General features: G+C 43.1%; 20 protein-coding genes and 9 pseudogenes. 9 read left to right on the forward strand and 20 right to left on the reverse strand.

Annotated elements, in window-relative coordinates; translation table 11 throughout:
* Window positions 1-290 precede the first annotated feature (290 nt).
* Window positions 291-1,783: pseudogene (gene miaB, locus PKHYL_RS13850) on the forward strand (tRNA (N6-isopentenyl adenosine(37)-C2)-methylthiotransferase MiaB).
* 185 nt (window positions 1,784-1,968) lie between these two features.
* Here the strand turns inward: miaB and PKHYL_RS13855 are convergent.
* From PKHYL_RS13855 to PKHYL_RS13895, 8 genes and pseudogenes are all read right to left on the reverse strand, one after another.
* A complete protein-coding gene (locus PKHYL_RS13855; protein ID WP_240365414.1) occupies window positions 1,969-2,121 on the reverse strand; it encodes a hypothetical protein in 153 nt (50 codons plus the stop codon).
* A 132-nt stretch (window positions 2,122-2,253) separates the two neighbouring features.
* Window positions 2,254-3,466 (reverse strand): annotated as a pseudogene (locus PKHYL_RS17780) (RtcB family protein).
* A 576-nt stretch (window positions 3,467-4,042) separates the two neighbouring features.
* Window positions 4,043-4,555, reverse strand: coding sequence for an IS630 family transposase (locus tag PKHYL_RS13870; RefSeq protein ID WP_227517133.1), 513 nt, complete (start codon window positions 4,553-4,555; stop codon window positions 4,043-4,045).
* Window positions 4,556-4,587: 32 nt separating this feature from the next.
* Complete coding sequence (locus PKHYL_RS13875) at window positions 4,588-4,893, reverse strand: IS630 transposase-related protein (RefSeq protein WP_240365416.1); 306 nt, start codon at window positions 4,891-4,893, stop codon at window positions 4,588-4,590.
* Window positions 4,894-5,255: 362 nt separating this feature from the next.
* On the reverse strand, window positions 5,256-5,984 hold the full coding sequence (locus PKHYL_RS13880) for a LysE family translocator (RefSeq protein ID WP_093069383.1): 729 nt from the start codon (window positions 5,982-5,984) through the stop codon (window positions 5,256-5,258).
* A 151-nt stretch (window positions 5,985-6,135) separates the two neighbouring features.
* A pseudogene (gene argE, locus PKHYL_RS13885) lies at window positions 6,136-7,375 on the reverse strand (acetylornithine deacetylase).
* Window positions 7,376-7,466: 91 nt separating this feature from the next.
* Window positions 7,467-8,120 carry a UPF0149 family protein gene (locus PKHYL_RS13890; protein WP_071003031.1) on the reverse strand — a complete coding sequence of 218 codons (654 nt, stop codon included), beginning with the start codon at window positions 8,118-8,120 and terminating at the stop codon, window positions 7,467-7,469.
* Between the two features lie 90 nt (window positions 8,121-8,210).
* A complete protein-coding gene (locus PKHYL_RS13895; RefSeq protein ID WP_025643743.1) occupies window positions 8,211-9,137 on the reverse strand; it encodes an IS30 family transposase in 927 nt (308 codons plus the stop codon).
* 480 nt (window positions 9,138-9,617) lie between these two features.
* Between PKHYL_RS13895 and PKHYL_RS17785 the strand changes: the two genes are divergently transcribed.
* The 3 genes from PKHYL_RS17785 to PKHYL_RS13905 all read left to right on the forward strand — a co-directional run bounded on the left by PKHYL_RS17785 (window position 9,618) and on the right by PKHYL_RS13905 (window position 10,288).
* Complete coding sequence (locus PKHYL_RS17785) at window positions 9,618-9,740, forward strand: hypothetical protein (RefSeq protein WP_269778184.1); 123 nt, start codon at window positions 9,618-9,620, stop codon at window positions 9,738-9,740.
* A gap of 133 nt (window positions 9,741-9,873) precedes the next feature.
* Window positions 9,874-10,071: a hypothetical protein gene (locus PKHYL_RS13900; protein WP_240365417.1), complete on the forward strand. Its 198-nt coding sequence runs from the start codon at window positions 9,874-9,876 to the stop codon at window positions 10,069-10,071.
* 58 nt (window positions 10,072-10,129) lie between these two features.
* Entirely contained in the window at window positions 10,130-10,288 is a 159-nt protein-coding gene (locus PKHYL_RS13905; protein ID WP_240366543.1) for a hypothetical protein, read from the forward strand.
* A 181-nt stretch (window positions 10,289-10,469) separates the two neighbouring features.
* Here PKHYL_RS13905 and PKHYL_RS13910 read toward each other — a convergent pair.
* The 4 genes and pseudogenes from PKHYL_RS13910 to PKHYL_RS13925 all read right to left on the reverse strand — a co-directional run bounded on the left by PKHYL_RS13910 (window position 10,470) and on the right by PKHYL_RS13925 (window position 14,783).
* A pseudogene (locus PKHYL_RS13910) lies at window positions 10,470-10,765 on the reverse strand (hypothetical protein).
* A 248-nt stretch (window positions 10,766-11,013) separates the two neighbouring features.
* Window positions 11,014-13,108: pseudogene (gene glyS / locus PKHYL_RS13915) on the reverse strand (glycine--tRNA ligase subunit beta).
* A gap of 9 nt (window positions 13,109-13,117) precedes the next feature.
* A pseudogene (gene glyQ / locus PKHYL_RS13920) lies at window positions 13,118-14,120 on the reverse strand (glycine--tRNA ligase subunit alpha).
* Between the two features lie 450 nt (window positions 14,121-14,570).
* Window positions 14,571-14,783 carry a PspC domain-containing protein gene (locus PKHYL_RS13925; protein ID WP_071003026.1) on the reverse strand — a complete coding sequence of 71 codons (213 nt, stop codon included), beginning with the start codon at window positions 14,781-14,783 and terminating at the stop codon, window positions 14,571-14,573.
* 604 nt (window positions 14,784-15,387) lie between these two features.
* On the opposite strand from PKHYL_RS13925, the gene nadR reads away from it, so the two are divergent.
* From nadR to PKHYL_RS13940, 3 genes are all read left to right on the forward strand, one after another.
* A complete protein-coding gene (nadR, locus tag PKHYL_RS13930; RefSeq protein WP_240365418.1) occupies window positions 15,388-16,434 on the forward strand; it encodes a multifunctional transcriptional regulator/nicotinamide-nucleotide adenylyltransferase/ribosylnicotinamide kinase NadR in 1,047 nt (348 codons plus the stop codon).
* 115 nt (window positions 16,435-16,549) lie between these two features.
* Window positions 16,550-17,281, forward strand: coding sequence for a nicotinamide riboside transporter PnuC (gene pnuC, locus PKHYL_RS13935; protein ID WP_071003024.1), 732 nt, complete (start codon window positions 16,550-16,552; stop codon window positions 17,279-17,281).
* A 212-nt stretch (window positions 17,282-17,493) separates the two neighbouring features.
* Entirely contained in the window at window positions 17,494-17,928 is a 435-nt protein-coding gene (locus PKHYL_RS13940; RefSeq protein WP_071003023.1) for an Mpo1 family 2-hydroxy fatty acid dioxygenase, read from the forward strand.
* Window positions 17,929-18,101: 173 nt separating this feature from the next.
* Here PKHYL_RS13940 and PKHYL_RS13945 read toward each other — a convergent pair whose 3' ends face one another.
* The 3 genes and pseudogenes from PKHYL_RS13945 to PKHYL_RS13955 form a co-directional block, all read right to left on the reverse strand.
* Window positions 18,102-18,713 (reverse strand): nitroreductase family protein, encoded by a 612-nt coding sequence (locus PKHYL_RS13945; protein WP_071003022.1) that lies wholly within the window; start codon window positions 18,711-18,713, stop codon window positions 18,102-18,104.
* 307 nt (window positions 18,714-19,020) lie between these two features.
* A complete protein-coding gene (locus PKHYL_RS13950; RefSeq protein WP_240365419.1) occupies window positions 19,021-19,860 on the reverse strand; it encodes a pirin family protein in 840 nt (279 codons plus the stop codon).
* Between the two features lie 67 nt (window positions 19,861-19,927).
* Window positions 19,928-20,642: pseudogene (locus PKHYL_RS13955) on the reverse strand (pirin family protein).
* A 182-nt stretch (window positions 20,643-20,824) separates the two neighbouring features.
* Here PKHYL_RS13955 and PKHYL_RS13960 point away from each other — a divergent pair.
* Window positions 20,825-21,705, forward strand: a pseudogene (locus tag PKHYL_RS13960) (LysR family transcriptional regulator).
* Window positions 21,706-21,796: 91 nt separating this feature from the next.
* On the opposite strand, the gene PKHYL_RS13965 reads toward PKHYL_RS13960, so the two are convergent.
* The 5 genes from PKHYL_RS13965 to PKHYL_RS13985 form a co-directional block, all read right to left on the reverse strand.
* The gene (locus PKHYL_RS13965; protein WP_143007412.1) at window positions 21,797-22,201 is read right to left on the reverse strand and encodes a roadblock/LC7 domain-containing protein; all 405 of its coding nucleotides are present in this window, start codon (window positions 22,199-22,201) and stop codon (window positions 21,797-21,799) included.
* 8 nt (window positions 22,202-22,209) lie between these two features.
* Entirely contained in the window at window positions 22,210-22,743 is a 534-nt protein-coding gene (locus PKHYL_RS13970) for a GTP-binding protein (RefSeq protein ID WP_240365420.1), read from the reverse strand.
* Between the two features lie 4 nt (window positions 22,744-22,747).
* On the reverse strand, window positions 22,748-23,017 hold the full coding sequence (locus PKHYL_RS13975; protein WP_240365421.1) for a hypothetical protein: 270 nt from the start codon (window positions 23,015-23,017) through the stop codon (window positions 22,748-22,750).
* Window positions 23,018-23,120: 103 nt separating this feature from the next.
* Entirely contained in the window at window positions 23,121-23,474 is a 354-nt protein-coding gene (locus tag PKHYL_RS13980) for a BLUF domain-containing protein (RefSeq protein ID WP_240365422.1), read from the reverse strand.
* A 329-nt stretch (window positions 23,475-23,803) separates the two neighbouring features.
* Window positions 23,804-24,163 carry a hypothetical protein gene (locus tag PKHYL_RS13985; RefSeq protein WP_071003016.1) on the reverse strand — a complete coding sequence of 120 codons (360 nt, stop codon included), beginning with the start codon at window positions 24,161-24,163 and terminating at the stop codon, window positions 23,804-23,806.
* Window positions 24,164-24,598: 435 nt separating this feature from the next.
* On the opposite strand from PKHYL_RS13985, the pseudogene PKHYL_RS13990 reads away from it, so the two are divergent.
* Window positions 24,599-25,734, forward strand: a pseudogene (locus PKHYL_RS13990) (IS3 family transposase).
* Window positions 25,735-25,950: the final 216 nt, after the last annotated feature.

The following is a 25,950-nucleotide window of genomic DNA, read 5'->3' on the forward strand; positions in this document are numbered from 1 at the left end:
CCAAGGGTATCGCAATCATCATACTATACTCATTGTGCTTTCAACTATCTCCTTTACCTTTTGTTAATAAATAGGAGAGCACGGTGTAACATAGAAATGATAACGAGCCTCAGTTTTTATAAATGGTAATATTAATCACAGTAAATAATTGATACTGCTATGAATTATTTATCATATTGACAACCCATCGCCTATGCTAATTTTTCACATTAGTACAGGGTTGTGATAAAATACGCCACCTGTTAATCGGCTACTTCGTTATATTTTTGGTCAATCATGGACTTCCCCTTATGAGTGTTACTGTATTCAATCCCCGCATCGATGACGATGCTGCTGCTGAGACGACTGTCACCGCACGTGCTGTCACTGCACTCAAGGAGCAAAGTTCAGCCCAAGCGCCCGTCGAAAAAGCCGCAACCAAGAAGGTATTCATCACCACCCAAGGCTGTCAGATGAATGTCTATGATTCAGACAAAATGCTCGATGTGCTCGGTGACTCGCACGGCATGCAAGTGACGCACAACATTGATGAAGCCGACGTGCTGTTGATGAATACCTGCTCTATCCGCGAAAAAGCGCAAGAAAAGGTGTTTTCAGAGCTTGGGCGCTGGCGCAAACTCAAAGAAAAACGTCCTGATCTCGTGATTGGCGTTGGCGGCTGCGTGGCCTCACAAGAAGGCGACAATATCCAAAAACGCGCACCTTATGTGGATATGGTGTTTGGCCCGCAAACCTTGCACCGTCTGCCTGAGCTGTATGACCAATCACATGAGCAGCGTGATATCGCGCCTAAAAACCGTATCGGTACGATTGACGTATCCTTCCCCAGTATTGAAAAGTTTGACTTTTGCCTGAGCCAAGAGTAGAAGGCTACAAAGCCTTTGTCTCAATCATGGAAGGCTGCTCAAAATATTGCTCATTCTGCGTCGTTCCTTATACACGCGGTGAAGAATTGTCGCGTCCACTTGACGATGTGCTGGCCGAGATTGATAGCCTTGCCGCGCAAGGTATCCGCGAAATCAACCTACTTGGTCAAAACGTCAACGGCTATCGCGGCGAAAAAGACGATGGCAGTATTTGCCGTTTCGCTGAGCTGCTGCATTATGTCTCGCACGTCGATGGTGTGGAACGTATTCGTTATACCACCAGCCATCCGCTTGAGTTTACCGATGATATCATTGACGCTTATGCACAATTGCCAGAGCTGGTATCGCATCTGCATCTACCTGTACAAAGTGGCTCAAACGCGATTTTGGCGGCGATGAAACGCAACCATACCATCGATGTGTATATCGATCAGATCAATAAGCTCAAAGCCATCCGCCCAGACATTCACTTGTCGAGCGACTTTATCATTGGCTTTCCTGGTGAGACTGATGAGGATTTCCAAGACACGCTAAACTTAGCAAAAGAATTGAACTTCGATCACTCGTACAGCTTTATCTACTCCAAGCGTCCGGGCACGCCAGCTGCTGAGTTACCAGATGATGTCAGCTTCACCACCAAAAAAGCGCGTTTGGCTGAGTTCCAAAAAGTGATCGTTGACTCGACATTGGCCAAAACGCATGAGATGGTCGGTACAACGACTCGCGTCTTGGTTGAACAAGTCGCGAATCGCCATCCAGATTGCCTAATCGGTACAGCGGACAACACCCGTACGGTGATGTTCCCTTACGATCCTGAGCGCAGTGATGAGCTGCTTGGTAAAATTGTCAGCGTACGTGTCACCGATTTTGTCAGCCCGCATATGGTGAAAGGCGAGCTAATCGAAGTATTAGCATAGTGGTTAAGGTAACAATGGTTAAATTATAAGTTTGAATAAGAATAAAAAAGCCGTTCACTATAATAGCGAACGGCTTTTTTGCGGGTGAATGTTAACCATCACTATTCTGATAACCAATCTGTCTTCCGTAGCTGCTGCTTGGTCTCACGGCGACGTTTCTTGCGGACAATATCGATATCTTCTTTTCATGAATACCGCCTTTTCTTAACAGGGGGATCAAGCGCCAAATAATTACGCGGTTTCACTGCGCCTAGCGAGTGCTGTGCACCTGATTCAGTCTGCTTGTCTAACTGTCTCTCAATTTGTTTAGCCTTTTTTAACGTTTGTTTTAAGCTCATATAGTTACCTATTCTTTAATCCTTTTTAGATACCAACGCCGAAAATCATCTTAGCGAGGAAAACGAGCGCAAATTGTATATCCAGTACATTAAGCAAGTTTGACGACGCTAAGAGGATTTGCAGGTTTGGTATTAGCCCTTAATACACATGACCTGCTTCAGCGTATGCACCACTTCAACCAAGTCTTTTTGATTGGCCATCACTTCATCAATGTCTTTATATGCGCCAGGGATTTCATCGATAACGCCTTTGTCTTTACGACATTCAACACCATCGGTTTGCGCTTTTAGATCATCAATGGTGAACGCGCGTATCGCTTTACCACGGCTCATCTGTCGCCCTGCCCCATGTGAGCAAGAACAAAACGACTCTGTCGCACCCAGACCACGGACGATAAAGGATTTTGTACCCATCGAGCCGGGGATAATGCCAAGCTCACCGGCATAAGCACTGATTGCGCCTTTACGCGTCACGTAAACCTGCTCGCCGAAATGCACCTCTTCATTGACATAGTTGTGATGGCAATTGATGGCTTCTTTGGTCAGGGCAAATCGTGGCAATCCTGCTTGCGGCGATTGCAGCGCCTTAATCACCAAACGCATCATCTCGCGGCGATTCTCTAGCGCGTAATCCTGCGCCCAACCAACTGCCCTCAACATAATCGGCAAAGCTGTCAGACCCTTCGGCAAAGTAAGACAAATCACGATCAGGCACATGACCAAAGCGTGATTGACGCTCTTTTGGCCAGATTGATAAAATAGCGCCCGATACAATTACCAATACCGCGACTACCAGAATGCAGCATCACCCAGACATCTTGGTTTTCATCCAAGCACAGCTCGATGAAATGATTGCCACCGCCAAGTGTGCCCAGCTGTTTGGCCCACGTACGCTCAAAACCTTTAAGCATTTTGAGTAAGCCTGGGTGCTTATCGGTAATCGGTTTTAGGCGTTTGCCGAGCGGATCAAGCGTGGAGCTTTTTGCTTGGATTTGCTTGTGCATATTAAAACCCACCGGCACTTGCTGCTCGACCACCAAGCGCAGCGCTTTAAGCTATCAGGCAGATCACTTGCGGTTAGGGATAAGCGCACGGCGTTCATACCGCAGCCGATATCTACGCCGACCGCCGCAGGAATGATGGCAGACTTGGTCGGAATCACGCTGCCAACGGTCGCGCCTTTGCCAACGTGTACATCAGGCATAACCGCAATGTGCGAATGTACAAACTCTAGCTGAGCCAAGTTGCGTAGCTGCTGCATCGCGCCTTGCTCGATATCAGAGGTGTAAATCTTGACAGGCACGCCATGTTTGCCACTTTTATTTAACGTTAATTGAATGCTCATTATTTAATTTTCCGTTTTTTTATTCTTAAAGCCATGCATTTTTTCAATTCGCTTATTTATATTTTTTAGACATTACTTATCTTTCTCAATTAAACATAATGGTTTAATAAGAAAAAAATTATTATCTAAGAAATTATAGGCAATAAAAATCCGTATTTTTATTAATTAAAAATCAATAAAAATTCATGGCTGCTTTATTATGGACGTTTTAAAGAAGAATCTTTCATACCAAAAATAAGGGCGTAAATATTATGCGCGCAGGTAGACAATTGCTAAGTGTTAGCGTGAATGATTTTTGGTAATAAAGATACAGCAGAATGTTGGATAAACAGATAACAGCAAGCACAAAACTACTTAGCACTATCGCATCGCTATTTTAACAAAGTAGATTTAGAGGAAGGATGGAGCGAGTACATATATAGTCGAACCACTATTAAAGTGTTACAGCGTTAGACTCGTTTAGCCTGCTACTGTAGTACTTGCACTCGTCTGCCTTGTACCACTTTTAATATTGATTGACTATAGGAGGCTATTCATTGATATGAATAGATAGAATATCACTCAATAGCTATATAGTCAGTTCAAAATAAAATTGTTATGGCTAGGACAAACATCATAAAACAATTTGGATAAGTCGTTTTCCATCCAGCCTTGGCGTAGAAACTTCACTTGAGCCCATTTCTTTTCGATAGGGTTTAGGTCTGGGCTGTACGGCGGCAACCAAAGAATACGATGCCCGTGCCTGTTTAGTAGCTTTTGAATGCGTTTGCTTTTATGAAATTTGGCGTTATCCATCACAATCACGCATTTTGTTTTAAGACTTGGGATTAGTTTGTGTTTGCACCAGTGATAGAAGACAATGCTGTTGATGTTTGTCTCAAAGTAATCAAGCGCAAACAGCATCTTTTCATACAGAGCACCAATAACGTTGGTTCGCCTTTTACCTTGCCAGTTGTAGCTATCGATACAAGGCTTACCAATCGGTGCATAACCATGAGAGCGAATGGTTTCAGACTCAAAGCCACTTTCATCCATATAAACGATGGGATAGCCTTGCTGCGTAAAGCTATTAAGCTTTCCCTGATACACCGCTCTTTTTATTGGGCAAGCTTTTGGATGCTCTAATGTCTTTTTTTTTGACTGATGCCTAGGCGCTTTAGGGCATGATAAATGCCTGTTTTACTACAGTTTAGACGACGGGCTCGCTCATACTGGTAATCATCAGGATGTTCTTTAACATCATTAAGTAGCACGTCATCTGGTATTTTATAGGGTTTGGTTTGCCTGGTTGTTTTGCTATGAACACGCCGCTTCCAGTTTTGTATCGTGGTTGGGCTGAGGTTATAGAATTCAGCTGCCTCGGCAAAGGTCATACCCTCGTCTAAGCTTTTTAGCACTTGTTTGCGAAAATCTAGTGAGTAAGTCATGGTCTTTATAATAACAATTGGGTTTGATAATTAGTTTATAACATTTTTAAGTGGGATTGACTATATATAAATTTAGCCAAACCTTTTCGAAGTCTTCATTGTTGTCATGCTTTTCATACATTCAATCTTTAAAAACGTCTTAACAGTTATATAGGACACGATGATTCCTCCATAGGTTGTGGCTAATGTCAGGGCGACAATAGCAAGTTTATTAAAAGCATTTATAGCAAGACTATAAATCAGTGAGATAATAATAACGATTTAAAAAATATTGTCAACTATTAATTTTTGAATAACAAAAACGCAATACTATAGCGATTCATTTAATAAAGTGATTATTTCAAATAATAACTAATAACTTTTTATAGCATAAAACTATTAATTACTTCAGCAAACAAAGCCGCTGCAATGATGATAAAGATAATGCCGCAACCACGATTAAGCCATGCTAAACGATTACCAACATCGAGCCAACTTGCCAGCTTTTTTCCGCCTAGCGTATAGACAATCTGCCAAATGGTTTCGCTCATGAATAGCCCAATGGTCAATAAGATATATTGCGGCCATAGTGGCACACTAAAATTAATAAACTTAGGAAAGAACGCTGCGAAAAATAATATCGCTTTTGGATTAGATAAAGATACCCAAACCCCTGTACGGAATAAAGTGAGATTGCTCGGACTTGTCTTGACCGCAGCACTCGACAGCGAGCGCGGCTGCGGTGTAATAGCTTGACCTTCAAAAGCCCCATAGTCGGCCTCAACCTCAGCACTTAACTCCTTGGCATCGCTCATCAAGCTACCATCACCCGCATCACGCCATGAGCTGATGCCCAAATATACCAAGTATGCCGCGCCCACGGCTTTGATAATTGTGAGCAGCCATGGCGACTGGCGACTGATCACATCCAGCCCAAGCAAAGTCGATAGCAGCAAGATAAATAGCCCAAGGCTCAAACCTGCCAGCGTCCATAATGTGCGCTTCACACCATAGTTCATGCCATACTGGAATGCCAACAACATGTTGGGACCTGGTGTTGCGGAAATCAAAAACGTACTTGCGAAAAATACTGCAAACAGATGCCAAGACATCAGCTAACCCCTACTTTGTTATATATAAATGCTTCTTATACGAACAGCCACATCGCCAAAAGAAATACCGCCATTCAGGCGGTATTATTGATACTTCTCACATTATATACATATGTTTGCCACTTTTATAGCGTATCGACACCTCTATAAGCTACTTGGCAGTACAACTGTCTAATAGTTTTTGCAAAAAGCCGTCACAACGTTCGATTTCGATCAGTTCTACATATTCATCCGCTTTGTGTGCCTGCTCAATACTACCAGGGCCACAGATGATCGTAGGGATGCCTGCATTGGTAAACTGACCACCTTCCGTTGCGTAAGCGACTTTATGACGCTCATCATCCCCCTGTCAGAGCTGCTATTAATGATTGTAGCTCAGCGCTGTTATTATCCGTCATGGCAGGAACACTCTCTTCCTGCATCAGCTCGATACCCGTCTCAGGCGCACGCGCTTGCATTTGCGCATTTAACTCAGCAACTTTTGCTTGAATAGGCGCTAGTATATCGTCTTGGGTCATGTGCGGCAGGTTGCGATAGTCAAAAGTGAACTCACACAGATTGGGCACGATATTGGTGGCTGTACCGCCGTGTATAGTCCCTACTGACAATGTCGAATAAGGCACAGTAAACAATGCATCATTGTCATCACGAGTGCTCAGTTCTTCAGCAAGCGTGTCGACATAGCCCACCAATTTGCTTGCATAGCTGATCGCATTGACCCCTTGTCCAATCAATGAAGAATGCGCCGATTTACCATGGACACGGCAACGATACACCGCAATACCTTTATGCGCAACCACCATCGCCATATTGGTTGGCTCACCGACGATGCAATAATCAGGGGTGATACCGCGCGCTTTTAAATCCGCCAAAATCAATGGCGCACCCAAACAGCCCACCTCTTCATCGAACGACAGCGCGAGGTGCAATGGGCGACGCAGCTGACCGCTATTAGATAGCTGTACAGCTTGTGGCAATATTGTCAGCGCACACGCGATAAAACCCTTCATATCGCACGCACCGCGTCCGTATAGCTTGTCACCACGTATCGTCGCGGTGAACGGCTCTGATGTCCAGTCTTGACCATCGACAGGCACGACATCAGTATGACCTGAGAGCACCAAACCGTTATTAATTTGGTCAGCGTTTTCGCCAGCGGGTACGGTCACAAACAAGTTGGCCTTGGTCTTTGCCTCGTTAAAGGTCAAATCTACCGTCAGACCAAGCTGCTCACAATACGCTCTCACATCATGAATCAATGCTAGATTGGAGTGTCGACTGACCGTATCGAAAGCGATAAGCCTAGACAGCCAATCAAGGCTATTACTCGGATGCGTAGCAGGGTTTAACTGTTGGTCATTGCTAGCATTGTCATTAGTATCTTGGATCATAAAATATCCCTATTATGATTTTTAAGAATTATGTCTTAAAAGTCATTTCTTAAAAGCCATTTCTTAAAAACTATGAGGTATCAGATTTGTCTTATGATGGATTATTCTGATTCATCACGTCAAGCACGGGTGGCATCGGTTTTGGCAACTTGCCTTCTGCTTGTAGCTCTTTGGTGGTTTTGGCATTGATAGATAGTCCAGCAATCAGGGCGATGTCTTTTACAGGCTTGCGCTTACGCGTCGCAAAACTCACAGGCACCATACGAGCAAACTCGTAGATATAAAGATAAGACTCCTCTCCCCCCTCAAAATCCTCTTCTTCTTCTAACCGAATGCCACCAATTTTAGCCAAATCTGAGAGCATCTCATTCTCTTCGCTACTCAAATTACAATCAGTAATACCAAAACCCGTCATAAAGCCGTTTGACCACTGTTTCAATGCCATCACGCGCTCGTATAAATCATGTTCATCATCAGGGATCAGCGGCATATAAGCGTAGGCATCATCTTTATCTTTTAACTGAAACACCGTGTCTTCTGCTTCTTCTGTCAGCAACGTCAATGCCGCCTCTGGTAGCGGTGCAAAGCTCAGCTCTTCAAACACCTTTGCCCATGTGGCCTCATCAGGCGCGTTACACGCCGTCATCAGCCCTGTCATCAGGCCGTGCACCTCACTGATAGACACGTCCGTCCAATCATCAAACGCAGTCAGCCAAGTATTCCAGCCAGAGATATTATCATTCATAATAGAGGTCCTAGTAGTTGATTACTGTTCAAAAATAAAAATAGTCACGACAAAATGTCTGGGACTTAGATTAACACACCAAGTGCAACGCTAATTAATATTATAGAACGCCTGCATAGGCGTTTTAAACCCTAATCGTTTTCTTGGTCTGTTGTTTAGTTTGTTCTCAATGTCCTGTATTTCATTATCAGAGACTTGTCTAAAGTCACAACCCTTAGGCAAGTACTCTCTGATAAGGCCATTGGTATTCTCGTTGGTTCCTCGCTGCCATGACGCATAAGCATCGGCAAAGAAGAAAGGGCTAAAGAGCTTTTGTTTCACCTTCTTATGCTGAGCAAACTCTTTACCATTGTCAGAGGTAATGGTCTTAACCTGCAACCTCACTGGCGCTAAGAGTTCTATCATTGCCTCTGATACTTGCTGTGCTGTTTTATGACCCACACGCTTCATCTTCAGCAGCCCCGTTTTACGTTCAACGAGCGTGACAATCGCTTGCTTGTGATGCTGACCGATAACGGTATCCGCTTCCCAATCTCCAATACGTGAGCGTTCTTCAACAATACAAGGGCGCTCATGAATCGAGACTCTGTCATTGATACGGCCTCGAGTCTCAGCGGTTAGACGCTGCCGGTATGGTTTTCCTTTACGTCTGAGACACTGCCACAATGTACCGCCCTGCCTCTTATCACGCCAAATATAGCGATAAATGCTCATATGACTGATACCAGCATGAACGCCAGATATTTGCTCAGGACTCCAGTTCTCTTTAAGCTTGTCTGTCACCCATGCCCAGAGGTCAGTCACAATAGTTGTGGCGTTGTTAGCCCGTCTGTCACAAGCCTTGTTATTAGCATGCTTTGCTCGGTAACCTCGTAGGCTTTTATTACGCCTAAGCTCTCTTGATATGGTACTGGGACTTCTGTTTAACACCCTCGCTATAAAATTAATACTATGTTTTGCCCCTTTAAGGGCATAAATCTGGTATCGTTCACCTAGGCTTAGATGTGTATAGCTCATGGTTGCAATCTCACTTTGGTCGGTGGATAAAAACTTTGATGCTAGCGCATCTAGGTCTTTTTTCACCCTTGCATTTGGTATTGCACTTCATGTGTTAATCTAAGGGACAAATCATCGATAGATAAAAGTAAAAAGACAAAGCCTCGTACTTGTAATTACTTTGTTGATATAGATATTATGCGGTCACCTATGGCATTATTAAATGCAGCGAACAAAATTCATTCACGCTTACTTGTTAAGGATAAAAACTGACTATGTATGATCAACTTAGAATATTAGAAAAATGGTACTCGACATCAAAAACAGTATCAGCTTGTCAGTGCTGAACTTAGCAGCCTAAAACAACACCCTGTTAGCGATGCAAAAGAAGTCTCTGCTCTAAAAAACAAGCTTGATGCCAGCCACAGCGAGCGTGATGGCGCAAAAAAACAATTAAATGACCTCGACAAGCGCTATCAAAGCCTTGCTGAAGCGCACCATATGATTGGTGAAGAACAAGACAAACTACAAAAACAAATCAGCCAATTACAACAACAAAATAGCGAGTTGCAAAGAAGAATCAGTTGGCAGCAGAGCGTACGCAAGTCGTCTTGCAACGCTTAACCCGCATCGATCAAGCAGAAAGCTAACGCATTCCTGTAATAGATAGCAAAATATGCTACTTATTAAACCGCCCAACGCTATTTGTAAAACCTGATATCACTCATTCCACTGACCAGACATTGTAGGATGTATCATGACCGACAACCAAAGCAACGCTATAGAAAAACAGCCAAAAAATAACCCATCACAAAATACTCAAGTACCGAATAAAGACGTAGCCGTACAAAAATCCACTCAATCGGGGCGAGCACATCCAGCACATCGTCTCAAGCCAATGGCAAAGCGGCTGAGCCCCAGATCAAAAAAGTCGATATCGCGATTGCTGGCGTGACTTATCCAATTTTTGTCCCGTTCATGAGCAAGAAGAGCTACTATCGGCGGTCTCTTATATCAATAACTATGCGCTTGATCTAAAGCGAGATGCACCAAGCCTCAGTCAAGAAAGCATACTGGTGCTGTGCTGCTTGAATTTATACGAAAAAATCCATGCCAACCAAAGAAGTGATGAAGACCGCTTGCAAAAGATAAGCAATCACAGGCATTGCTAAATAAAATCATGAAAGACGCCCACTCTATTTTGTAATAGTGCGGTGTTGTCTCAGCAGACAGATCGTTCAAAACATGCATGATCTAATAGTGTGCGATATGATGAAAAAGCATCAAATCTATTAGCGCTTAGCCTACTAAAGCTAAGCGCTTTTTTATGGTCAATCGTTTTTATCTACCTGCTTACGCATAAGGTTTGTAAGTCTTGCCTGCGTGAAAGTCTGCCTGATGCTCATAATTGCAAAAGAATAATTCTTGGGCTGATTCAGTATTACCATCCCTGGTTGTCGCTAAGCTAGGCTTAGTTTCAAGGACACCGCGATATTCCGCCAAACTGTTACCACAAAAATTGCACTGACGCGGTGTGGTGACATCACCCTCTTTGGCATCATGCTTTTGGGTGGACGTGGGTACATAAACTTGTAAAAAGCCCACATGGAAGCCCAGATAATAAGAATGACAATAATAACGGCAAACACGGCAGCGCTCCTTCAACGACAAATAAACGTAATGAATAACAAGAGTGATGACACTTACCATGATCCAAGACGCTCGAATGCCTAAATTTTACCGTCAATAATGGTAATGGCACAATGCCTTTACGGTTAATTGTCGATGATGCTGGTTGTCATTCATAGCACTGACGAATAGCCAAGTGCTATAGCAACAAAAAACTGGCCACAGTGAGCCAGTTTTTGTATCAAAACCTAAGATTAAAGGCTAGCAGTTATAGCTGTAGCTCGCTGATATCAGCCACAGACAAGAACAAGGCGCGTACCTGCTTGAGCAAGGCTAAGCGGTTATTTTTGAGCGCTGCATCGTCGCTGTTGACCATCACATTATCAAAGAACTGCGTCAACGGCTCATCTAAGCTCGCCAGCGTTTGCAATACTTGCGTATAGTCCGCTTGCTCAAGCAATGGCTGTACCACTGTCTGTGCTTGCTGCACATTTGCATATAAATTTTGCTCAGCAGTCTCAGATAGTAGCGCTTCATCGACCGTATCAGCAACATCGACTTCTGACTTGGCCAATATATTGGCAACACGTTTGTTTGAATCCGCGAGCATTGACGCTTGTGACAGCTCGCTAAATGCTTGTACGGCGCGAATACGCTGATCAAAAATCAAGCGGCATATGCGGGTTAATCGCTTGTACGGCCTGAATCGTATCGACGCTGACACCCTGCTCGGTATACATCGCACGATAGCGCGAGTTTAAGAACGCCATCACTTGGGTAAAGGTGTCACCCATTTTGGCAATCTTGGTACCTTCAGCATCGCTATAGCCTTTAATCGCTTGCTCAACGAGCGCTACCAGATTAATAGGTAACTGCTTTTCAATCAAAATGCGCAAAATACCAATGGCAGAACGACGTAGGCTAAACGGGTCTTTTGAACCCGTCGGTGCTTGGTCAATCGCAAAGATACCAACGAGCGTATCTAGGCGATCAGCCAACGCTAAGCAAATACCAACTGGTGTTTGCGGTAATACATCACCACTGAACTTGGGCAGGTATTGCTCTTCCAAGCTTGCTGCAACTGCCTCAGGTTCCTCATTCAAACGTGCATAATACGTGCCCGCGATACCTTGCAATTCAGGATACTCACCGACAAGCGAGCTGGCCAAATCTGCTTTGGATAAAATACCCGCACGTACAGTGTCATCGACGTTGATATCGTGGCCTTGCTGCTGCATTAGGGTAGCAATAAACGCGGCAAGCTTAGCAATACGCTCAGACTTCTCCCAAATCGTACCCAATTTGTCTTGGAATACACGAGTTTTTAGGCTCTCTGTGAGTGCAAATAACGGCTGCTTTTGATCTTGTAAGAAGAAAAACTCGGCATCAGCCAAACGTGGACGCACCACTTTTTCATTACCTTCAATAATCTGATTGGGGTCTTTAGACTCAATATTGGTGATAAAGATAAAGTACGGCTGCAATTTGCCCGTTTTATCCGTCAAGCAAAAATACTTTTGATCCGCTTGCATGGTCGAGATAAGCGCTTCTTGTGGCACTTGTAAAAAGCGTGCTTCAAAGCTTGCTCGTAGCGCAATGGGGAAATCAACCAATGCGGTAACTTCGTCCAACAAATCCTGCGGTACGATAGCATCAGAATTAACTTCATCTGCCAATGCTTTGACTTGGTTTTTGATCAGCATTTGGCGCTTATCAAAATCTGCCACGACTTTTAAACCATCTAACAGTTGCTCATAGTCATTGGCATGAGCAATATCATGGTAGTCAGGGCTGTGGAAACGGTGCCCACGAGTTTGCGAGCCTGTCTCATGCCCTTGGATAGTGGCATCGATAACAGTGTCATCCTGCATCAATACTACCCACTGGACGGGACGAACAAACTCGTTGCGACTGGCACCTGAGCGCATACGTTTGGCAATCGGTAGGCTATCTAACGCTGTTTGAAAAATAGCTGGCAGTAGCTCGGTAGTCGCTTGACCACTGATCGTTTGCTCAAAGCCGACATAGTCACCTTTATCGGTGTTAATGGTCGTAAGCTCGCTCGCTTCGATACCTAAGCCTTTAGCAAAACCTATCGCCGCGCGGGTTGGATTGCCATCGCTATCAAATGCCGCTTTGATAGCTGGTCCGCGTTTTTGCTCAGTGCGGTCAGGCTGCTTATCGCTAATGCCTTCAATTTGAATCGCCAAACGGCGCGGTGTGGCAAAGGCTTTGATGCTATCAAAGGTGATCTCAGCTGCAGATAATTGCTCAGTGACACTAGTTTGCAGCGCATCACGCAATGGTTTTAGGCTTTTTGGAGGTAGCTCTTCACACCCCAGTTCAAATAGAATAGTACTCATGGGATGCTCCTATTGCTTGTTCGTCGGTTGATTGTTGTCAGTGGTTTCTTTTGCTAAGCTGTCTGTTGATGAGCCTTCTGTTGCCGCGTCTTCTTTTGGCAAATACTTCTCAAGAGCTTCGGCACGGTGCGCCTCATCAGCCAATGGGAAGCCTAACTTGGCACGAGCTTCGACATAACCAAACGCAACCTTACGCGCAAGCGTACGTACACGCAGAATAAAGCGTTGACGCTCAGTGACCGAAATCGCACCGCGGGCATCAAGCAAGTTAAACGCATGAGAGGCTTTTAATACCATCTCATAGGCTGGCAATGGCAGGCCTGCTTCAACCAACTTTATCTGCTTGCTGCTCATAAAAATCAAACATCTCACCCATCATTGGCACATCAGCGTGCTCAAAGTTGTAGGTCGATTGCTCAACTTCGTTTTGATGGAACACATCGCCATAGGTGACGCGGCCAAACTCGCCATCTGCCCAGACTAAGTCATAGACGCTATCAACGCCCTGCACATACATCGCCAAGCGCTCAAGACCGTAAGTGATCTCGCCAGTGACTGGGAAGCACTCAATACCGCCGACTTGCTGGAAATAGGTAAACTGGGTCACTTCCATACCGTTAAGCCAAATCTCCCAGCCAAGTCCCCACGCGCCAAGCGTTGGTGATTCCCAGTTGTCTTCCACAAAACGTACATCATGCACCAATGGATCGATACCAATAGCGCGTAGCGAGTCCAGATATAGCTCTTGAATGTTAGGTGGGTTCGGCTTTAGTACGACTTGGAACTGATAGTAGTGTTGTAAACGGTTTGGATTGTCACCGTAGCGACCATCAGTCGGGCGACGCGATGGCTGTACATACGCAGCGTTCCAACGCTCAGGACCTAACGAGCGCAAAAACGTGGCGGTATGAAACGTGCCCGCGCCGACTTCCATATCGTAAGGTTGCAATACCACGCAGCCTTTGTCAGCCCAATAATTCTGTAAGGTTAGGATTAAGTCCTGAAAAGTCATCGGTTGAGGAGTTTGGTCTTGTGTCATCGGGGTTGTCGCTTCGGATGTCATAGTTTGGGTTTTCATAGTAAGTCACTGTGAAATGGGTATGATTAAATAAATCTCTGATAGTACTCATCACCTATTTGGCAACGACGCTATTTGCCTGCTCACCTTACTAAAAATTGACTATTTTATCCATATTTACGTTAACTAAATTTGCGTTGTCGATAAAAACACGCGACTATATCCCTGATTTACGACCGAACTAACATAAAAGAAGCCTGACCGGCGACTGATCTTGAAAACAAAAAATACCCAAATGCGTGAGCATTCGGGCAGGAGGAAAATTGTATCTTGGGCATCCTGATGATTCAGGCTTTTTATTTTTGGAGACTACTTGTTGGACAACTGCTTGTGGTACAGATTTATTTCTTTTAACGGGTATTAATGCCTAAATATCAAGCTTGGTTACTGATAGGAATCGCTATTGGCTTTTGGCATGACTATCCATAATACGATATAGATCAAAATACCCGGTACAGCAGCGCTTAGCGACGAGACAATTACAAATAGTAATCTGACCCACGTAGGTGACCAGCCGACATATTCTGCAATACCGCCCATCACGCCCGCTATCATGCGATTATTTTGTGAGCGATGTAATTTTGCTAACTTAGCCAAACTAAATACCTCTCTGTTATCTATTTTTATAATGTATTTTTTATTTTTTCTTGCTTTTTTTAGTCTCAAGGCTACCTTGCCTTGCCAACTTATAAATAAGTATATCAATTCTTGAGAATTTATCTGTTGAAGGTATAGACGTACTTTGTGAGTTTATGATACGTAAGCTTGCCCTAACCTGTCATATCACCACGCAAGCCCCTGATTTTTAAATAATTATTTCAAAATGTTTCAGAATTTACTTTGTTGCTAAAACCTTGCTTTAGCTATTTACACAGTTCATTATTTTTTAAATGAATCAAAGAGATAAGTGGTGTTTTGATAGCAACTTGATAGTGGTAATAAATGCTCAAATCTTCAATTGTCAAAAATCATCACTCGCTTTTTATTTTTAGATTCACACAAAAACCGCTGATGAAAAACATAATAATCTGCGTAAGAGTCAAATATAAGTCAGATTTACAATAACCTACCTGTAAATCCTCCAAAACCTTTATACCATGCTCATAAGTAACTCAGGTTTTAGAGAATTTATCCTTAAATCTGAAACAAATATAAGCCCAAAACAGAATAAGGATGGCTATGTACGACAACGGATTGATGATTGGACACTTTGAGCCCCTTACATTTGGGGCAAATGCGCAGCATATTAGAAGCAGCAGGACAAGCAAAGACCCTGCATATCGTCATTATGACGCATCCATCACCGCATCCAGATTTTACGATCACCTTACAAGACAAAGCGCGTTGGCTACAGATGGCCTGTGCGGATTTGCCATTTATTCATATTCATACTACTGATGAGATCGAGTTACCGCTTCATGAGCATCTTTATGATAGTAATGATAGTAGCGAAAATGTCAGGATCGATGTGGCGACTAGTAATGTCAAATTGCAGCGCTTGATAAAGGCATTAGCACTCCCTGCAGAGACAGCATTGTTTATGGCGGAGAACCACCCACTGACGCAGAGTGATTTACAAGAGCAACTTATCTTACAAGTGGTCACTACTACGCTACAGCCTGAGTTCGACTCGTACGCCATTGCTCGCGAACCAGTCGCCCATTGGTCAGCAATCCATCCAGAGGCACGCGCTAACTATACAAAAACCGTTGCGATTGTCGGCGGCGAAAGCTCTGGCAAGACAACACTGGTGCATAAGCTGGCTAATTACTATGGTGCCAGCTTTGCGCTGGAGATGGGCCGTCTGTATGTGGGCACAGATTTGGGCGGTAGCGAAGTTGGGCTGCAGTACAGCGATTACGGCCCTATTTGTCTGGATCATGCGCAAGCGATACGCGATGCTAAAGCCAATGCAACAGCTCCGGTTACGATCGTTGATACGGATTTTGTCACCACACAAGCGTTTTGTGAAGAGTACGAAGGTCGCACGCATCCTTTTGTCGCTGCTTGCGTTGATGAGTTTCGCTTAGACCACACCATCATGCTCGATAATAATACGCCATGGGTTGATGACGGCATGCGCTCTTTAGGTACGCCTGAAGCACGTGGACGGTTCGAGCAGCGCTTGCTAGATATTTTTGCGCGTCACGATATCGCGCCGCATATGATTGACCAGCCCGATTACGATGCTCGTTATCAGCAAGCACTGCAATTTATCGATCAGCATATCTATGGCAAAACATTATAAGAGGCATCAAAGAGTGCCCTATTTATCATCATTTATTCAGCTAGCGCGTTGCAGTTAACATTATGTTGTCGTTAGCACTATATTGAAATCAGTATCAATTTTAGAGGAAAAATTTATGCGTATTCAGCTACTGGATAACATCACCGGAGAATGGTCAATGCAATGGATCATCGTTTGGTTTATTTGCGGGGTCATTGCTCTGTCCGCAGGTTTTTGGCTCACAACCGACCATACCACGCTTGATTGGTTTTACTTGGCTGTCTCGTTTATTGGTCTGATTTGTGTGGTGTCACTATCTTTTCGAAAAAACGTCATGGGCAATGGCTTTGGTATGGGCGCAACCGCAGGAGAAGTCATTGTACAGGCCACATCTGGCGCCGTAGGTCTGATGCTCGCGCCTCTATTTAACTTTTTTACCCATGTCTATGGCATTTTTTATTGGTCAAAACACACCGACCCTGATGGCGACATGATCCCAAAATCAGCGAGCAAAGCGGTGTGGTTGATCACTGCCGCATTTATCATCATCGGTCTTGCCCTTTTCCCAACCGTCAATGATCTACTGGCGAGCTACGGTTATGCGGTCGTCGAGGATGATAATAGTCTGTTTTTGGGATTTATCTCTTTCTTTTGGATCAACGTCATTGCCTTTGTGCTGTCTATTACCGCTCAGGCAGCCATGATTCTGCGTTATTCCTTTAACTGGTGGTTATGGATCATCGTCAACTTTGTCTGGCTGATCGTCAATCTCATGTCTGGCAACTATATTTTTGCGATTCAAACCATGGTGTATCAGGTAAACGCCTTTGTCGGTCTCTATGAGTGGCATCGCAGCGAACGAGGTTAATAGCAACATCTGTAGAAAAAAGCGTTTGAGATATTGAGATAAGTCTTACCAATATCGCATTGGCAATACGAGCGAAATTGACTGTGCCGTCTAACAGATAACATGGTGGACACGCGCAATTAGTGCTACAACTGGTACTAATTGCACATGTTAATATTTAAATTGATAGCGCATGTCGGCGTCTTATTTCATTTACTAACAAGGAGGTTAGTATGTCTCGTCAACCCAAAATGTCCAAACGCACGCTTGAGCAGTGGCTCAGTGAGTATGCGGTCAGTCACCAAAACCTGATTAATAAGAAAATCCATTGGCTATGTGTGCCGACGATTTTTGTGAGTTTGTTGGGGATGGGAATGTCGCTGTCTGTATGGTTTACTCTCGTACTGAGCGCATTAGTCTTATTATTTTATATACGCTTATCGACCCCGCTATTTTTGGCAATGGGGCTGTTTATTCTGATTTGTCTGTCGGTTATGGCGGCTATGCCATGGGGATTCAAAGCGTGGGCGGCAGTATTTGTTGTTGCTTGGATTGGTCAGTTTATTGGTCATAAAATCGAAGGCAAAAAACCCTCGTTTTTTGAAGATTTACAGTTTTTATTAATCGGTCCAGCATGGGTCGCCAACAGTTTGATGCAACGTAAATAATCATTAAATTGTCGCATCAGTTCTGCAAATATCCAATGTAGCTTTGCTGTCTTTACCCTTTATTCATAAAAAAACGCCACCCGATGCTTGGGTGGCGTTTTTTACGTGCTCTGTAGTTTATTTAGCAAACTTCCTAAGCAAGGCCATAGGTTGTCTATTCTCAAACAACAACATTAAGCACCAAACACTTTCATACGCTCATCAAGTGGCTTGAATTCTTTGTCGCCTGCTGGCTGCTCAATCTTACCAAATACCAGCTGTGCTTTTAGCTCCCAATCTGCATCAACATTCCAAGTGCTCGCGACTTTCTGATCGATCACTGGATTGTAATGCTGCAAGTTTGCACCGACATCAATGCTTGCTAGTGCCGTCCAGATGACGTATTGATGCATTGCGTTGGTTTGAGTTGACCAAATTGGGAAATTTTCAGCGTATAAAGGCGCTGCTTCTTGCATGCCTCTTACCACTGCTTGGTCTTCAAAGAATAGTACGGTGCCAGCACCCGATCTAAAGCCAGCAATTTTATCTTTGGTAGATTTAAACGCTTCTTCGTCACCGACGATAGCGCGTAAGGTCTCTTCAGTCATATCCCATAGTTTGTGATGATCATCGCCGAATAACACAACGACACGCGTTGATTGCGAGTTAAATGATGATGGTGTATGCAAGACAGCATGCTCAACTACTTTTACGACTTCATCGTTAGATACTGGCAGCTGGTCGCTGAGTGCGTATATAGAACGGCGCTTTTCTGCTAATTGTTGTAAGTCTTTTAGTTCTGACATCGTACTTCTCCATATTGTTGTAGGAATGATTTGCTCTGGGTTGATAGACCTTGTCGATCTTGTGATCAACAAGTCGTTATAAAACAGTTTATTTATGTGGGCTATTATCGGAACAATTTACCTAAAACCCCATGTATTTTTTGTAAAAAAAACTTAACAATGATGATTACCTTTGAAAAATAGGTTAATAAATTTTGCGTATTAGTGGTTAACCTTTGAAGCCTTTGGGTAGTTCTGGTGCCACCAGACGCTGCATATCAGAATCCACTTCACCAAAACGCTCATGACCATTGTTCCAATCAATGACCTATTGCTTGAGCTCCTCTTTGTTGTCAGCGACAAAATTCCACCACAGTAATACTTGGTTGCTTAGAGGCTCCCCACCAATGAACATCAAACGTGTGCCCTTGTTTGCGACCAGCGTTATCGTTGTATCGTTAGAAACGTCTGTACGATGAAAACGTAATAACTGGTCTTTCTTGTATACTTGACCTTCAGACTCTAGCGCACCGACAACCACTAAAATACCGTACTCAAAGCTCGCCTCCAAATTCAGCGTGACGTCTCCATCTTCTAAAAAATGTACATCGATACCAACTATCTTTGAGTACTGCAGCGTTGGCGCTTGATGGTGCTCACCAGATGCTGATTGATAACTACCCGTGGTCAGAATCAGCTCGACGTTGCCCTCAGTCCATGCTGGCAGCTCTGGGTAATGATGAAAACTGCGTTCAATCTGCTGGTCAGTGGGTAAAGCTATCCATAGCTGTATCATATTGATGTGGCGATGAGCAGCGCTTGAGTCAGCATTGTCCAAAAAAACGCTTTGCTCTGTATGGCTAATACCTTGATTCAATCCTGTACCAGCTGTCATGAGGTTGACTTGGTTTTTGGCAATGACTTGCTCGCTACCCAAGCTGTCCTTATGTAAAATCTCACCATCAATCATCCTGCTAAAAGTTTGTAGATTGGTATGGGGGTGGCGACCAACTTGAACCCCTAAATCATCTTGAGCAAACTCAGCTGGCCCTGCGTGATCCAAAAAGCACCATGCGCCAATCGGTTGTTTGCCTTTATTGGGTAATAACCGTGCGATAGGAACACCACCAACCTCCGTTGATCGTGGCTCTAGAGTTCTAATCGTCATGTGGCACCTCTTGATCTGTATGCGGTTAGTCGAGCGAGCGAACGATGCTACGGCGCTCACCCGTGATCTACATAGAAAGCGGCACTTCCATCACTAATACTGTTGCCGCCTCTTTCACTTCCATAGTGAAGTGCTTAGTATCCCAAACCCCAAGGCCGTCTCGAGTAGACAAAATGTTACCGTCTATCACGACTGTTCCTGCAATCACAAAAATATAAACACCATTATTAGGATTGTTTAGTTGGTAGGTCTGCGTCACGCCTTCATCAAACTCTCCCATACTGAACCAAGCATCTTGATGAATCCAAACCCCTGCATCATCTGCATTTGGTGATAGCACCTGATTGAATTCATTGGGCGTCATGATGGTCCCCATGTGCACTTGCTGATAGCAAGGAGCAACACTCATTTTATTTGGCACGACCCAGATCTGTAAAAAATCTCACAGCTTCTTCACGACTGCCATTCATTTCACTATGAGTGATGCCTGTGCCCGCTGACATGACTTGGATCTCACCCGTCTCAATCATGCCCTCATTACCGATGCTATCGCCATGCGCAAGTTTGCCAGCTAGAGGAATGCTGATAATTTCCATATCACGGTGTGAGTGCTTGCCAAACCCTTGACCACCAATGACAAAATCATCATTGATGACACGTAAAACACCAAAGCCCATACGCTCAGGATTATAGTAATTGGCAAAACTAAAGGTATGACGGCTTTTTAGCCAGCCGTGATTGGCATCGCCGCGTGAGTCTGCTGCATGATAGATCGTTTTCATTATTTATCCTTAACTGTCCATACGTTTATTATCTATATATTTGTTATTAATTCACGTGATTGAACAATGTATCTATTATAATTGTTGACTATATAGAGATAAACAGACATAAGTGCAAATAACTATTCTTTTATTAGAACAATAATGAGGCATCGATAATGGGACAGTTAGAAGACATGGCGATGTTTGTACGCATTGTCGAGGCAGGCAGCATCACTAAAGCCGCCGAACAATTAAATATTGCAAAGTCAGCCGTTAGCCGCCGCCTAAAAGACTTGGAGGCGCGCCTAGGCACTCAGTTGATTAGCCGTACGACGCGCCACTCTCACTTGACACAAGCAGGTGAGCAGTATTATCAGCAGGTCAACAGTATCTTAAACGCGGTTGATGCCTTGAACGAGACTACCAATGATACGCCAACGCGCATTGGGGGTACGCTAAAGATGACCGCGCCATTATCGTTTGGTCTTATGCATCTGACTGATGTGATTGATGAATATGCCAATCAGCACCCAAACCTGAAGTTTGAATTGGATTTTTCTGATCGGCATGTTGATCTGATTGAAGAAGGATATGAGCTGGCTATTCGAATCAGAGAGCTACGAGATTCTAGTTATCAAGCAAAGCCGCTGGCACGGATTCGTTGCGTCATCTGCGCCAGTCCCGACTATTTAAAAAAAATGGGCACACCTCATACATTAGAAGATTTGGAGGGCATGAGTTTTTGCAATACAGTCTTGGTCAAACAAACAATATAGAGCTGATTGACGCACAAGGAAAAAAGCATTATCACGCGATGAACGCCAAAATTAAAGCCACCAATGGTGAGTTTTTAACGGATTTGGCAGTAAAAGGACATGGCATTACCGTCATTCCAACTTTCATCGCTTATAAAAAGCTGGCACGTGGCGAGCTTGTACCGATTTTGCAGCAGTATCAATTGCCAATACTAAACGCTTATGCCGTCTATCCAAAAAATCGGTTTTTATCGCAGCGTTGTCGTTATTTGATTGACTTCATTGCTGAGCGCTTTGGTGATCATCCGTATTGGGATGATTTTTGATAAGATTTGATTAAGCAAGGTTAATCTTTTACAAAGTATAGCGTTGCAGCTACTCTAATCTAAGAAGCGATCTACTAGCAATAATTTCACGTTACTCGGTAATAGATGAGATTTCACCAATCAGCTTCTTAGTCTTATATCTTGCTTCTGCTAATGCCATCTTGTCTTGTGCCACAACGGTCAATACACATGGTTTGCCGATATAGTCTGTTTTGACAAATAGCATATTGCCAGACGTGGCTTCAACGATTGTGATATCGCACTTACCTTGTTTCATCTGGGCAGCTGATGAGTCGCTGAGCGCTGATAGCGTACTGCTCATCGCCGCAAACTTGTCAGATTGGTTGCTCAACTCTTTGATCGAGAAGCAGCTAATAGGAAAACCATCTGTGGTGCATAAGCTGACCAATACGATTTCTCTATTGGCCTCACACAACGCTTTCATGTGACCCAAAAGTGCTATTTTTGCAGGTGATTTTTCGTTTTGTGTAGTCATATCTAACATCAACCTTGATTGTTCAGGGTATTAAATAATGATAATAGAGACACAGCGGACTCTTTGTTTCTTGGATCTACATTGATCACAGGCGCGACTATATCGTGTTCCATCAGCATGACTCTGATCTCTTGTCCGAGCACAGCCACGCTTTGTTTATCGGCATCTTCGCAGTGAGTAATACCAACGATACAGGTCGTCTGCTTTTTTGCTGGTGCAAAAAAGTGTAGCAGTTTATCTAAATTTGCATAATCAGGCGTCTCGCCATGCTTGATTAAGATGAGCAAACCCCACAAAGAGTGGTTGACAAATTCCCACAAAAAGAAAAAACGCTCTTGACCTGGAACTCCATAGATACCTAGTGCCATATCATCAGATAAAGTAATTCTGCCATAATCAATACCGACAGTCGTGTACTCTTTACCAATATCGATACTCGATCTTGCCTCTGTTTCAAAAGGGCTGATTTCACTCAACGTCTTAACCATTCGAGTTTTTCCAGCACCTACTTCACCAATGATAGCTAACTTCTGATAATTCAATTTTTTACCTCATTCCTAAGAATTTCTTGATCGCGCCATAAAACTTATTAGGCTTTTTTTCATTAACCTTTGGCTCGTCTAACGGCTGTGTCTCTGTCACGCTCAGTATACCTGATTGATCAAACCCATTGATTATTTCTGTGACTTGAGGAGACGAACCAAACTCACCACTAGCGACCAATGTATCAAACGGATAAGGTTTTTTTGTCAGTTTGACACATAAATCCATAATCATTTGAGGATTACTGACATGATTTAGGTCAGGCCAAGCCAATAATTTAAGACTTTTACCTTTATAATCCTTTTGGGAGGCGGTATTAGACTTGTGTATATCAAAAATGGCTGAATACGTTTTGTTTGCTGCTCATCGAAACTGTTTAAGACAACGCTATTTTTTCAATAAAATCATCAAAAAAAGCGCCTTGATCCACAAAATCGAACACGCTGATGCCCCAATTACGAAAGCTACGTTCAGTTACACTTTTATTCAGAAAAACCCAGATATTTTCATGCCTAGTATCAGATGATATCTTAGCCATCAGTCTATCTACTTCAATATCAGGACCTTCCAGCACCTGAAGATACTGCCCTTCACGATAGGATATGATGCCTGTGATGTGTGACTGTGGATTATGCTTACTAGAGACGCTAATGATGTCTGATAACCCACTAGGCATACGAATACTGCGATCTTTAAGAGGCACTCTGCTGACGTATGCAATACATTTCATTTTGCCACCATTTGATAGAACATCTAAAACTTAATTAAGTTCTTATAATTATATATAAATTAATAATTCGTTATATACATACTGTATATAACGAATTTGACCTTATTGTGTATCCTAGGTAATACATCAGATGTAATAAGGCAGAATCAATAAACTATAGTAGAACCTCAATAAAATTGATACAGCATAGGAAACCCGCTCGATTAAACGCTACTTTTCTTGCTTGCTGTGACTGCGTCTCCAGAGGCTGCGAAAAATAGCGTTTAATCTTGCTATACCATTTTATAATGGTTTCACTATAGTGACTGGCTCAATTGATTTTGGCCAAATTATATTTCTAGTTTGCTTTCGATTGACTGTACTTTACGGCGTGCCAATGCAAGGTTCGCTTTTGATTTATCAAGTACTAAGTAGATAAATAAATCTTCATGACTGGCTGTCGGACGAATGATGTGTAGCTGAGACTCTAGTGTGATCAACATATCTTCGATTTCACCTTTGATGTCGAGTGATTTCATCGTTGCTACTTTTGCCTTTACAACTTGTGAGTTACCGGCAGCAGCTAGCTCAAGATCGACACCGCCACCAATCGTGCCTAACACCATACCTGACATATAATCCACAATGCAGGCACCCATCGCACCATCAAGATCCATTAACTCTTGTAAAGACTCATTGATATTTGACATACTTTTTCCTATTTTTTTTGTGTTGAGATAATTCTCGATTAGAGACACTTGCACAATCGAGCAATATCAAATTATGTTAAGCTGAATTGACTATATAAACATTAGTATAACTTAAATATGCTTACTTACACTTAAGGAATTATGATAATTGAATACGAATAATTAAATGTATTTTTAGGTACAGGAACTATAGCGTAATCGTAAACAAATTTCCGTAGTGACTGTTATTATATTCTATATACGGGGTCAGATCACGTTTCTACTCGACCATTCAAGGAGAAATAACGACCACTGGGTAGGAAAAATCATACTAATTAATAATGATTATATTTTAGAGCCTAGAAACTACTTTTTGACGTTAAATGGTAATCACCCCAAAAATAATAACACTTAAAAGTAGAAACTAACTGCTAAAATACCAGCAGGAGTTTTGATATGAGCAAACGAATGACTGAGACCCAAATCGTATCGATATTAAAAGAAGCAGACGCTGGGATACCTGCTAAAAAGCTGTGCCGTAAATACGGGGTAGCTAGCTCGACTTTTATAATGAGGGAACGTTAAGAAACAGTCTGGGAGACTGTTTTAGTGACGCAAGACGAAGCGATAGCGAAGTTAGATCCAAGTATGGCGGTATGGAAGCCTCTGATGTCAAACGACTAAAAGAGCTTGAAGAAGAAAACCGTAGGCTTAAACAGATGTATGCTGATTTAAGCCTTAAAGCGCAAATGCAGAAAGAGATCATAAAAAGCTATAGCGCCTGTACCCGAGCGCAAAGTCTGGGCGCAAGAATTACAGGCGCAGTATGATGTCAGCATTGCAGTGAGTTGTCAGGTTGTCTGCATGAGTCGAACTGCTTACTACTATAAGCCTAAGCTATCTGATGATAGTGAGATTATTGATGTCTTAAATAAGCTTACTGACAAGCACAATCGTTGGGGTTTCCCAAAGTGCTTTAAACGCATACGTAAGCTTGGCTATCAATGGAATCATAAGCGAGTACACCGTGTTTATACCGCGTTAAACTTAAACCTACGCCGTAAGTCTAAAAGACGGCTACCAACACGTCATCCTCAGCCGTTAAGTGTGCCAAACGTATTGGGTCATACATGGTCAATGGACTTTATGAGCGACAGACTACACAACAATATTCGCTTTCGAACCTTTAATGTGATTGATGATTACAACCGTGAAGTATTAGGCATTGATATTGGTACCAGTATGCCTTCACTCCGAGTAATTCGTTACCTTGACCAGCTAGCCGAGTGGTATGGCTATCCTAAGCAAATTCGTGTGGATAACGGCAGTGAGTTTACATCTAGCGTATTCACTGATTGGGCATCAGCTCATGGCATCTATATTGATTATATCGAGCCTGGCTGTCCTTATCAGAATGCTTATATTGAACGGTTTAATCGCAGTTACCGCAATGAGGTTTTAGACTGTTATTTATTCAATGATTTAATGGAGTTACTCAACTGACTGAAGACTGGATCAAGGTTTATAACACCGAAAGACCCCATGATTCACTTAATGATATGACACCTACCGAGTACAGGCAGGTGGCTTAATTATTCTACGATGATGTTGTGTTAAGAATGGGGTATTTACAAAAGTACTCAAGTATTTAAGTTGATACGTCTAGTGCATAGCACCCATGACAGCTATTGCTATATTCTCTTCTTTCCATAGAGCGTCGATCTGTTCTTTGTCTTCGGTTATTTATCTAAAAAGTAGCGCTAAGTCGGATTTTACGCATAAAAAAAAGCCTCACTATAAAGTGAGGC

The sequence above is a fragment of the Psychrobacter sp. KH172YL61 genome (assembly GCF_007182895.1).
In the GTDB taxonomy this organism is placed as follows: Bacteria; Pseudomonadota; Gammaproteobacteria; order Pseudomonadales; family Moraxellaceae; genus Psychrobacter; species Psychrobacter pacificensis.